The sequence below is a fragment of the Nocardia amamiensis NBRC 102102 genome (genome assembly GCF_001612745.1).
In the GTDB taxonomy this organism is placed as follows: domain Bacteria; phylum Actinomycetota; class Actinomycetes; order Mycobacteriales; family Mycobacteriaceae; genus Nocardia; species Nocardia amamiensis.
In genome coordinates this window covers 18,636-30,305 of record NZ_BDBA01000104.1, presented here as the reverse complement: position 1 = coordinate 30,305, position 11,670 = coordinate 18,636, and the positions used below count along the sequence as shown (strand labels likewise).

At 67.5% G+C, this 11,670-nt stretch carries 9 protein-coding genes; 3 read left to right on the top strand and 6 right to left on the bottom strand.

The window, feature by feature from the left end:
* Window positions 1-25 precede the first annotated feature (25 nt).
* Both NA4_RS20010 and NA4_RS20005 read left to right on the top strand, forming a co-directional pair.
* Entirely contained in the window at window positions 26-979 is a 954-nt protein-coding gene (locus NA4_RS20010; protein ID WP_067471898.1) for an asparaginase, read from the top strand.
* Window positions 980-1,154: 175 nt separating this feature from the next.
* Window positions 1,155-1,361, top strand: a complete 207-nt coding sequence (locus NA4_RS20005) for a DUF3073 domain-containing protein (RefSeq protein ID WP_067471895.1) — start codon at window positions 1,155-1,157, stop codon at window positions 1,359-1,361.
* Between the two features lie 147 nt (window positions 1,362-1,508).
* Here the strand turns inward: NA4_RS20005 and purM are convergent, their stop codons facing one another.
* From purM to purF, 6 genes are all read right to left on the bottom strand, one after another.
* A complete protein-coding gene (gene purM, locus NA4_RS20000) occupies window positions 1,509-2,585 on the bottom strand; it encodes a phosphoribosylformylglycinamidine cyclo-ligase (protein WP_067471892.1) in 1,077 nt (358 codons plus the stop codon).
* A gap of 130 nt (window positions 2,586-2,715) precedes the next feature.
* The gene (locus tag NA4_RS19995) at window positions 2,716-4,407 is read right to left on the bottom strand and encodes an ABC transporter ATP-binding protein (protein ID WP_067471889.1); all 1,692 of its coding nucleotides are present in this window, start codon (window positions 4,405-4,407) and stop codon (window positions 2,716-2,718) included.
* On the bottom strand, window positions 4,400-5,446 hold the full coding sequence (locus NA4_RS19990) for an ABC transporter permease (protein ID WP_084497259.1): 1,047 nt from the start codon (window positions 5,444-5,446) through the stop codon (window positions 4,400-4,402). The genes NA4_RS19995 and NA4_RS19990 overlap by 8 nt, the downstream gene beginning before the upstream one ends.
* Entirely contained in the window at window positions 5,446-6,438 is a 993-nt protein-coding gene (locus NA4_RS19985; RefSeq protein WP_084497260.1) for an ABC transporter permease, read from the bottom strand. Before NA4_RS19985 ends, NA4_RS19990 begins: the two co-directional genes overlap by 1 nt.
* Before the next feature lie 134 nt (window positions 6,439-6,572).
* Complete coding sequence (locus tag NA4_RS19980; RefSeq protein WP_067471904.1) at window positions 6,573-8,105, bottom strand: ABC transporter substrate-binding protein; 1,533 nt, start codon at window positions 8,103-8,105, stop codon at window positions 6,573-6,575.
* Window positions 8,106-8,571: 466 nt separating this feature from the next.
* Window positions 8,572-10,164, bottom strand: a complete 1,593-nt coding sequence (purF, locus tag NA4_RS19975; protein WP_067471886.1) for an amidophosphoribosyltransferase — start codon at window positions 10,162-10,164, stop codon at window positions 8,572-8,574.
* 217 nt (window positions 10,165-10,381) lie between these two features.
* Here purF and NA4_RS19970 point away from each other — a divergent pair, with 217 nt between their 5' ends.
* On the top strand, window positions 10,382-11,650 hold the full coding sequence (locus NA4_RS19970) for a YhgE/Pip domain-containing protein (protein WP_067471883.1): 1,269 nt from the start codon (window positions 10,382-10,384) through the stop codon (window positions 11,648-11,650).
* Window positions 11,651-11,670: the final 20 nt, after the last annotated feature.

The following is an 11,670-nucleotide window of genomic DNA, read 5'->3' as shown; positions in this document are numbered from 1 at the left end:
AGCCGAGCGCCAGCGAGGCGCAGTCGTGAGTGTGGAACTGGTCGAAGTCGTCCGCTCGGGTTTCCGCGAGTGCGTGCACCGCGGCTCGGTGGTGGTGCTCGACGCCGAGGGCGAACCCACCCTGGCGCTCGGCGAGGTGCACGTGCCGATCTTCCCGCGCTCGACGAACAAACCGATGCAGGCGATCACCATGCTGCGCAACGGTTTCCAACCGCTCGACGACGCCGAGCTGGCCATCGCCACCGCCTCACACCACGGCGAGCCGGACCACATCGCGCTGGTGCGCAGGTTGCTCGACCGCTTCGGGTTCTCCGAAGCGTCCCTCGCATGCCCACCCGACCTGCCATTCGACGAGCGTGCCCGCGCCGCAGCGCTCTCCGGCGGAGGGCAGCCGCACCCCATCTACATGAATTGCTCCGGCAAGCACGCGGCGATGCTCGCGACCTGCGCGGTCAACGGCTGGCCCACCGAGGGCTACCTCGACCAGGCGCATCCGTTGCAACGCGCGGTGATCGCCACGGTGGCCGACCTGACCGGCGAGCCGGAATCCGATCTCGGCATCGACGGCTGCGGATTGCCGATCATCCCGGTGTCGCTGGTGAACCTGGCCAAGGTGTTCGCGACCATGGCGACCGCCGAACCCGGCACCCCGGAACGCCGGGTCGCCGACGCCGTCCGCGCTCATCCACGCGTGATTTCCGGCACGAACGGTCCCGACCTGCTCGCCATGCGGGCAACCCCGGGGCTGGTGTGCAAGATCGGTGCGGACGGCGTGCACGCGGGAGCGCTGCCGGACGGATCGTCCTTCGCGTACAAGATCGATGACGGTCACGACCGCGCCCGGATGCCGCTGACGCTGGCCGTTCTGCATCGGATGGGAATCGAATGGACCGACGCGCACGCGGAACTCGCGGCACCCGCGGTGCTCGGCGGCGGCGCCCGAGTCGGTGTGATCCGCGCGATCCCCGGGGTCGTGTAGCGATTCGATCGCGGGGCGACAAGCGGGCAAACGGCACCAGTTCCGGAGTTCTTCACCCACTCCTGGAAGCGAGACCGGCAGACACACGCTAAAGTGTCTGTCAGGAAGAGTATTAATTCGAACGGGGCCGCCACCAAACCCCAGGCCGCCCCGCTGTGACGCGAGGGGGTCAGCCATGGGCCGTGGCCGGGCTAAGGCAAAGCAGACCAAGGTCGCACGCGAGCTGAAGTACAGCTCGCCGTCGACCGACTTCGCGAGCCTTCAGCGCGAGCTTTCGGGACACCCCAACTCCCAGCGGAGTGGTGTGCTGTCCGATGAGCACGACGCGGACGACTCCTCGTCCCGCTGGGATGAGGACGACTACGACGACTGGCGCCGCTGACTCGGATTACGTCTGAAGGGGGAGGCCGACGGGCCTCCCCCTTCGAGCGTTGTCGCGGGTTGCCGGACTGGCGCCGAAAAGGCTTGCAATACACCAGAGTCCCGCATCGGATGAAGATGCGGGACTCTGGCGTGTGTTCCGCCGAGGTCAGAATCGCGGATGCTCGCCGACCAGCACGGCGCGCATCGCGTCGGCGTCCTTGGCCTTCTTGACCGTGCCGAGCGTCCAGCACTCGATGTGCCGCGCGGTCAGCACGGCCAGCGCACGGTCCACGTCCTCCGGGGCGACGACGGCGACCATGCCGACGCCCATGTTGAACGTCTTCTCCATCTCGGCCCGTTCCACCCGGCCGCGCTGGGCGATCATCTTGAACACCGGCGCCGGGTTCCAGGTGCCGCGATCCAGCTCGGCGACGATGCCCGCGGGCAGCACCCTGGCCAGGTTGGCCGCCAAACCGCCGCCGGTGACATGGGCGAATGTGCGCACGTCGGTCTCCGCGATCAGCGCGAGGCAGTCCTTGGCGTAGATCCTGGTCGGCTCCAGCAGTTCCTCGCCGAGCGTGCGGCCGAATTCCTCGACATGCCCGGTGAGCGACATGCGGTCGATGTCGAGCAGCACCTTGCGGGCCAGGCTGTAGCCGTTGGAGTGCAGGCCCGAGGAGCCCATGGCGATCACCACGTCGCCGGGGCGGACCCGGTCCGGCCCGAGCACCGCGTCGGCCTCGACCACGCCGACACCGGTCGCGGACAGGTCGTAGTCGTCGGGGTCCATCAACCCGGGATGCTCGGCCGTCTCGCCGCCGAGCAGAGCGCAACCGGCGCGCACGCAACCTTCGGCGATACCGGAGACGAGTTCGGCGACCTTCTCCGGAACGACCTTCCCGATCGCGATGTAATCCTGCAGGAACAGCGGCTCCGCACCGCAGACGACGAGGTCGTCGACGACCATCGCGACCAGGTCGAGGCCGATGGTGTCGTGCTTGTCCATCGCCTGCGCCACCGCGATCTTGGTGCCGACGCCGTCGGTGGAGGCGGCCAGCAGCGGTTCCCGATAGCCACCCTTCAGCGCGAACAGCCCGGCGAAGCCGCCGAGGCCGCCTTGAACCTCGGGCCGGGTCGCCTTCTTCGCCAATGGCCCGAACAACTCGACGGCGCGATCACCCGCCTCGATGTCCACGCCTGCCGCGGCGTACGAGGCACCACCACTGGGGGTCTGTTCAGTCATTGTCGGGGAAAGCTCCAAACCGAATCGGCGGATAGATGCCTGCTCACGCTACCGGAGCCGGATAACGACCCCGCACCGGTGTTGGCTCGCCCTCTTGACAATAGGGCAGAGCGAACCGTAATACGGGCCATCAGTCCAACTCGTCCAGGTCGAACAATCCGGCCGTTCGTTCCCGGCGGCGACGCTGCTGCGCCGGGTCGGGCACCGGCACCGCGGCCACCAGGCGGCGGGTGTACTCCTCCCGCGGAGCCCGCAGAATGCGGTCCCGGTCGCCGTGCTCCACCACCGCCCCGTTGCGCAGCACCACGATCCGGTCGGCGAGCTGATCGACCACAGCGAGATCGTGGCTGATGAACAGGCACGCCCAGCCGCATTCGCGCTGGAGTTGCCCGAACAGTTCCAGCACCGCGGCCTGCACCGAGACGTCCAGCGCGCTGGTCGGCTCGTCGGCGACGAGCAGGTCCGGGTCGAGCACCAAGGCGCGGGCCAGGCTGGCGCGCTGACGTTGCCCACCGGACAGCTCATGCGGGTACCGGTGTTCGGCGCCCGCGGGCAGCCGCACGTCGTCGAGCAGCCCGCGCACCCTGGTGCGAATCTGCGCCGAGGTGCCGGTCTTGTGCACGATCAGCGGTTCGGCTACGCAGTCGCCCACGGTGAGCCGGGGGTTCAGCGAGCTGGCCGGGTCCTGGAACACGAATCCGAACCGTCGCCGGATCGGCCGCAGCTTGCGCTGTGAAAGCCCCACGATGTCCTGCCCGCGCACCCGCACCATCCCGGAGGTCGGCCGTTGCAGGGCCGCGACGCAGCGGCCGATGGTCGACTTGCCCGACCCGGACTCGCCGACCAGGCCGAGGGTCTGGCCGGGTCCGATGTGCAGGCTCACCTCGTCCACCGCGCGGAAGCTCGGGCGACCGAACGGCCCGGGGAACTCGACCACCAGATCGCGGACCTCGAGCACCGGCTCGCCTTCGGTGTGCGCGGAGTCGGCCGGGCCGTGGTCGATCTGTGCGGTGCCCAGGTGCGGTACCGCGGCCAGCAAGGAGCGGGTGTACTCCGCCTTGGGGCTCGCGAACAGCTCGTCCACCGGCGCCTGCTCGACCACGGCGCCGTCGCGCATCACCACAACGCGGTCGGCGATGTCGGCGACCACGCCCATGTTGTGGGTGATCAGGATGATCGCGCTGCCGATCCGGTCCCGCAAATCGCGGAGCAGCGCGAGGATCTCGGCCTGCACCGTGACATCGAGCGCGGTGGTCGGCTCGTCGGCGATGATCACCTTGGGCTCGCAGGCGATGGCGATGGCGATCATCACGCGTTGCTTCTGCCCGCCGGAGAGCTGGTGCGGGTAGTAATCCACCCGGTGCTCCGGATCCGGCAACCCGACCGTCCGCAACAACTCGACCGCACGCGTCGCAGCGGCCTTCTTGCTCAGATCGGTGTGTGCCCGCAGCGCCTCGCCGATCTGGAAGCCCACCGTGAACAACGGGTCCAGCGCCAGACCCGGCTCCTGGAACACCATCGAGATCGCGCCGCCGCGCAGGGCCGTGAGCTGCCGCTCGCTCATCGCGGTGATCCGTTCGGTGCCCAGGGTGACCAGGCCGCGTACCGACGCGGTCTGCGGCAACAACCCCATCGCCGTCCGCGAGCTCACCGACTTCCCGGAGCCGGATTCCCCGACAATGGCCAGCACTTCGCCGGGATAGACCTCGTAGGACACGTCGGTGACCGCGTGCACGGGCCCAGCGTCGGTGGCGAAGGTGACCGACAGCGATTCGATCGACAGGGCAGGGCGGTCCCGCTCCACCGTGGATGACTCAGGCATTGGTCATGTCCTTCCCACCGACTCCGTCCTGCACGCCCGGAACGGCTTCGGGCTGCTCGGCGGCGGCACTCGGGGCAGCGCCGGTCGCGACGGCCCGGCGGGTGCGCAGAACCGGGTTGAGCACTTCGTTGAGGCTCTCGCCGACCAGCGTCATACCCAGCACGACGAGCACGATGGCGACACCGGGGAAGATGCCGGTCCACCAGATGCCGTTGGATACGTCCGGCAGCGCCTTGTTCAGGTCGAAGCCCCATTCCGCGGCCTGCGTCGGTTCGATGCCGAAACCGAGGAATCCCAGACCGGCCAGGGTGAGGATGGCCTCCGACCCGTTCAGGGTGATGATCACCGGCAGCGACTGGGTGACGTTGGCGAGGATGTGCCGGAACAGGATTCGGGTCGTCGACGCGCCGGTCACGCGCGCGGCGTCGACATACGGCTCCTGCTTCACCGCCACCGTCGCATTGCGCACCACCCGGAAGTATTGCGGCACGAATACCGCCGTGATCGCCACCGCGGCGGACAGCACACCGCCCAGACTTGTCGAGCGCCCACCCGCGACCACGATGGACACCACGATCGCCAGCAGCAGCGTCGGAAAGGCGTACATCGCGTCCATGAACAGCACCAGCATCCGATCCGGCCAGCGGCCGACATAGCCGGACAGCAACCCCAGCGGCACACCGATCAGCAGCGAGAGCACCAGCGAGATCGCGATCACCCACAGCGCGGTGCGAGCACCGTAGATCACCCTGGAGAACACGTCTTCCCCACGCACCGAGGTGCCGAACCAATGCTCGGCCGACGGCGCCTGCTGACGAGCGAAATCGACGCCGTCGGCAGCGCTCTGGGCGAATCCGTACGGCGCGATCAGCGGCGCGAAGAGCGCGGCCAGCACGAAGACGCCGACCAAGGCGAGCCCGAGAATCAGCGTCGCGCGCTGCAATCCCGCGGTCATCGAGAACAACCGCAGGCCAGGCACGCCCCGGCGCGGCACCGGCGGCGCGAGCACCGGTTCGTTCAGCAGTTCCGGCGCGGTCATCAGAACCTCACCCTCGGATCGATCAGCGCTACCAGGACGTCCACAACGAAGCTCATCACCGCCACGATGAGTGCGATGAACGCGACGATGCCCTGCACGGCGATGAAGTCCCGCGCCGACAGATACGACGCGAGCTGGTAGCCGAGTCCTTTCCATTCGAACGTCGTCTCGGTGAGCACCGAGGCGCCGAGCATCATGGCGATCTGCATGCCCATCACTGTGACGATCGGGATCATCGCGTTGCGGAAGGCATGTCGCCCGGTCACGACCCGGCGGGACAGGCCGCGCGCCCGTGCGGCGTCCACGTAGTCGGCGCGCAGCGTCTGGATCAAGTTGATCCGCACGAGTCGTAAGAAGATGCCCGCGGTCAGCAAGCCGAGCGCGATGGCCGGCAGCACGGCGTGTTTCAGCACGTCGACCAGGTATCCGGTGTCGCCGTAGAGGATCGCGTCGATCACCATGATGTTGGTCTTGGGTGAAACGTGCTGCAGTTGGAGTTCGACATTGGTACTGGCCCGGCCCGCCACCGGCAACCAGCCCAGCTCGACCGCGAACACCAGTTTCAGCAGCAAGCCGACGAAGAACACCGGCGCGGCGTAGAACAGGATGGCCAGCAACCGCAGACCCGTATCGGCGGCCGAATCCCGGTGGGTCGCGGCATATCTCCCCAGTGGGATGCCGATCGCGAACGCGACGACCAGCGCCCAGCACACCAGTTCCAGCGAGGCCGCGCCATAGGTCACGACGACCTCGCTGATCTCCCGGTTGTCCTGGGAGCGACCGAGGTCCCCCCGCATGAGCCCGGAGAGGTAGTCCCAGTACTGGGCCAGGATCGGCCGGTTCAATCCGGCCGCCTCTTTGCGCGCCTCGATCTGCTCCTGCGTCATGCGCCCGCCCAGCGCTGCGCTGATCGGATCGCCGACCACGCGCATCAGGAAGAACACGACCGTCACCAGGATCCACGCGGTCACCGGAATCAGCAGCAGGCGCACGCCCAGGTAGCGCAGCAGCGCGGAGTACCGAGAATCGGCACCGCCCTTGGCCGTTCGCGGCAAGCCGAGGCGCCGGGCCCGGGCCGGCGCCGTTTCCGGCGCTGTCGTCCCGGGCCCGGCGGTGTCGCCGGAACTCACTTGCTCAGCACCGTATAGCGGAACTTGAACGACGAGTCGAGCGTCTGCTCGACGCCCTGCACATCGTTGCCCGATACCGCGATCTGCTTGCCGGACAGCAGCGGGACGATCGGCAGGAAGTTCTGCGCCAGATCACGCTGTACCTGCCTGATCTGCTCCATCCGCTGGTCCTTGTCCGGCTGGGTCGCCTCGGCGATCAGCTGCGCGGAGATGCCCGGGTCCTCGAAATGCGACTGCAGGAAGTTGTTCGGACCGAAGAACGGGCTGAGGTAGTTGTCCGGGTCCGGGAAGTCCGGGAACCAACCGAACTGGTAGAGCGGGTACGCGTCGCGCGCGCGTTCCCTCTGGTAGGTGACCCACTCGGTGGATTGCAGGTTGACCCGGAACAGCCCGCTGGCCTCCAGCTGCGACTTGATCGCCGCGTATTCCTCGGAGCTGCTGGAGCCGTAGTGGTCGGGGTTGTATTGCAGGTTGAGCTCGACCGGTGTCGCGACGCCGGCGTCGGCGAGGAAATTTGCCGCCCGGTCTTTGCTGGGCTTGGCGCCGTAGATGTCTTTGAACGGCTCCGCCGCGCCCGGCATGCCCTGCGGCACGGATGAATACGCGGGCAGATAGGTGTTCTTGTAGACGCCGTCGGCCAGCGCCGCCCGGTCGACGGTGGCAGCGACAGCCTTGCGTACGGCCAGCTTCTGCTCAGGCGTGCCGCCCGGCATGGTGTTCAGGTTGAACACGATGTAGCGCAGCTCGCCGCCTGGGCCCTCGTGCACGGTGACCTTGCGGTCGCCCCGCAGCGATTCGATGTCGGTGGGCGTGAAGGACCGGTATCCGACGTCGAGCGACCCGTTCTGCAGGTCCAGCTTCATGTTGTCGGTGGTGGCGTAGTACTTGGTCGACACCGTCTTGGTTTTCGGGGTGCCGAGAATGCCGTTGTAGTCGGCGAACGCCTGGTACTCGACCAGCTTGTTCTTGTCGTAGCTCGCGATGGTGTACGGGCCGGAGTACCCCTTGGCCCGCACCACCTCCTCGTCCGCCATCACCTTGTCGGGCGCGTACACCTTCTCGTCGACGATCGGTCCGGCCTGGGTGGGCAGGATGGCGGGGAAGGTCTGGTCATTGGCCACCTTCAGCGTGAAAGCGACTGTGCGCGGGTCGACTACGTCGGTCTTCTCCAGGTTGCCCAGCAGCGACGCGGGCCCGTTCGGATCGTTGATCCGCAGCATCCGGTCGAAGGAGAACTTGACACTGGTCGCGGTCAAGGGGTTGCCGTTGGCAAACTTCAGGCCCTCTTTCAAGGTGCACGTGTACACCGTCGGCGCGGTGAACTCGCACTTCTGCGCCGCATCCGGCCGCGGGGTCGCGTCGCCGGGCGCGAAATTGAGCAGGTATTGGTAGATCTGCGTTTCGGCGACCAGCGACCCATTGTCATAGGCGGCGGCCGGGTCGAGCGAAAAGATCTTGTCGGTGGTGCCGGCCACCAATCCGGCGCCGCCGCCGTCACCGGTTCTGCCGGAACCGCAGCCCGCCACCATCGACGCCACCAACGCCACCAAGCCGACGGCCGCGATGGTACGCGCCCCGGTCCGTCGCCCAATCCTCGAATCCCTCATCACGGCCCCACTTCTCGAGCGCCGCACCGCGTTCCCCTGGATCGCAGGCCCGGTGCGGACACGGGTGAACTTCCGATCTGATCGGCACCGTACCTACGAAGCATTTTCGGCACGTTACGTTTTCGAAGAAAAAACAGCCGCGTCGTCAGCAGGTGTTATGCCTCGTGGCCATGACGCGGCCGAAAAATCGGTCGTACGTCCAGGATTGCTGGAGACCCTGGAACGCGATGTCTCGAGTACGCCACATCACGGTGCGCGACAGTCGAAAACTGTACCCAAGGAGTAGCCGGACGAAACCACCAACCGACCACCGAGGTTGTGTCCACCAACTCTCGGCAAGAGGGAGCCACCGGCACGAGTGGCCGAGGGGATCAGCGATCGTCCGCGGTCACGGACGGCTCAGCGCGCTCGCATTCGCGTTCTCGCTCAACAGCATTGCCTCGGACTGGCCGGTCAGCATGCCCTCCAGCACGTTCTTGCCGATGGCCGCCTCGGTGGGCAGCGGGATCGGATAGTCGCCGTCGAAGCACGCCGAGCACAGCCGGGAACGCGGCTGCTCGGTCGCGGCGATCATGCCCTCGATGGAGATGTAGCCGAGGGTGTCGGCGCCGATCGACCGGCGCACGCCCTCGACCATGTCCGCGACATCGTTCTCGGTACCGGCGCCATTGGCGATCAGCTCCGCGCGGGAGGCGAAGTCGATGCCGTAGAAGCACGGCCACTTCACCGGGGGCGAGGCGATCCGCACGTGGATCTCCAGCGCGCCCGCCTCGCGCAGCATGCGAACCAGCGCGCGCTGGGTGTTGCCGCGCACGATCGAGTCGTCCACGACGATCAGGCGCTTGCCACGGATGACCTCGCGCAGCGGGTTGAGCTTCAGCCGGATGCCCAGCTGACGGATGGTCTGGCTCGGCTGGATGAACGTGCGCCCCACATAGGCGTTCTTCATCAGGCCCTGGCCGTAGGGCACACCCGAACCTTGGGCGTAGCCGACCGCGGCAGGCGTGCCCGACTCGGGGACCGGGATCACCAGATCCGCCTCGACCGGATGCTCCTTCGCCAGACGGCGGCCGATCTCCACCCGGGTGGCGTGCACCGACCGGCCCGCGATGGTGCTGTCCGGCCTGGCCAGGTACACGTACTCGAAGACGCAGCCCTTGGGCTCCGGGTTGGCGAAGCGCATCGAGCGCACGCCGTCGGCGTCGATCGCCAGCAGTTCGCCGGGCTCGATCTCCCGGACGAACGCGGCGCCGACGATGTCCAGCGCGGCGGTCTCGCTGGCAACGACCCAGCCACGCTCCAGCCTGCCCAGGCACAGCGGGCGCACGCCGTGCGGGTCGCGCGCCGCGTAGAGGGTGTGCTCGTCCATGAAAGTCAGGCAGAACGCGCCCTTCAACGTGGGCAGCAGCTCCATCGCGGCCTGCTCGATGCTGGAATCGGCCGCGGCGTGCGCGAGCAGGGCCGTGACCACGTCGGAATCGGAGGTCGCCGCGGCGGGCTGCGGACGTCCGCCGCGCACCGAAGCGCCGAGCAGGCCGAGTTCACGTGCGCGACCGGCCAATTCGGCGGTGTTGACGAGATTCCCGTTGTGCCCCAACGCAAGTCCGGAACCAACCGCAGTGGTACGGAAGATGGGCTGAGCGTTCTCCCAGGTCACCCCACCGGTGGTGGAGTAGCGGCAGTGGCCTACCGCGATGTGACCGGGCATGGCGGCCAGGGTCTGCTCGTCGAATACCTGGCTGACCAGACCGAGATCCTTGAAGACCAGGATCTGCGAGCCGTCCGACACCGCGATGCCCGCCGCCTCCTGCCCGCGGTGCTGCAATGCATACAGGCCGTAGTACGTGAGCTTGGCCACTTCTTCGCTCGGCGCCCAGACTCCGAACACACCGCACTCCTCGCGCGGCTCGTTCTCGTCGGCGTCCGGGGCGGAAAACGAGGTGGCGGAAGTGCTGTCGACCGGCAGTTCGGCGTTGGTCACCGTTTGCTCCCTGTTCGGGCGGGCTGGGGGCAGATTTCATTCTACGGGTGCGCGCCTGTGGCTTCGCACCGCCACCGCATCCGAGCAGCAATTCGCCGATGACCGAAGCTACAGATTTTCGCCACCGCGGGCTGTTACCGTGCGCAGCGTGACGACGACGGACGACGTGCAGAAGCCGGGGTCGGACACGCCCCAGGACCGCAGGCCATGGCCTCGAATGGTGCTGTTCCCCCTCACCGTGCTGACCCTGCTGACCGCGCTGCTCGGCATCATGTACCTCGACTACGTCGTCGATCCGGAGAAGAACCTGCACGATTTCCCCATCGCCCTGGTCAACCAGGACGTCGGGGACGTCATCGGCAGCGGGGCCGAGCGCAGGCAGGTGAACTTCGGCAACCAGATCACCGAAGCACTGACGCAACGCGTGCCGTCCGACAAGGTCGACCTGCGCGTGATCGGTATTACCGAGGCGGAGCGGCAGATGCAGTCCGGGCAGGTATACGGCGCGATCGTCATCCCGAGCGACTTCAGCAAGCTCGTCGGCATTCTCGGTGTGGGCAGCGTCATACCGGGTGACATCCAGCGGCCCATCATCACGGTGCAGACGAACCCGCGCACGGGTGCGTTCGGCACCCAGATCGTGCTCCGGATCGGCGACCAGGCGCTGACCGAGGTGAACAAAGAGGTCGGCAGGCAGCTGACCGATCAGGTCAACGCGCAGCTGGCACCGCGGCCCGGCGGCCCGCCCGCACCCGAACTGTCCGGCGCGACCAGGGTCGCGCTCGCCTCGCCGGTCCAGGTGGTCGTGCAGCAGTACCACCCGTTGCCCGACGGCACCGGTCAAGGCCTCACCGCGTTCTTCTACGCGCTGCTGTTGCTGCTGGCCGGAGTGGTGGGCGCGATGGTCATTCACACCATGATCGACGCCCAGCTCGGTTTCGTACCCACCGAGTACGGACCGTGGTACGTGCACTATCCGCCGACGCCGATCTCGCGGTTCAGGACGCTGCTGATCAAATGGGGCGTGCTGGTGCTGGCGGCGAACATCGTCGCTGGGGTGCTCCTGATCGTCGGCACGCTGCTGGACATGCCGATCGGCAATCCGCTCGCACTGTTCCTCTACAGCGCGCTGGCCATGATCGCGGTGGGCGTGACCGGGCTGTCCATGCTGGCGGCGATCGGGTCGGCGGGGTTGCTGGTGAACCTGATCCTGTTCGTCATCCTGGGCCTGCCGTCCTCCGGTGGCACCGTGCCGATCGAGGCGACGCCGCGGTACTTCGGGTGGCTGGCCTCGTTCGAACCCATGCACCAGGTCTTCCTCGGCGTGCGGTCGATTCTGTACTTCGACGCGAACTTCGACGCCGGACTCACCCGCGGGGTGTGGATGGCGGTGCTCGGGCTCACCATCGGGCTGGTGTTCGGCGCGGCGGTCACCCGCTTCTACGACCGCAAGGGGCTGGAGCGGCGCAACCGCGTCCAAGCGTGAGCGGCCCGCGGCCGGAATGA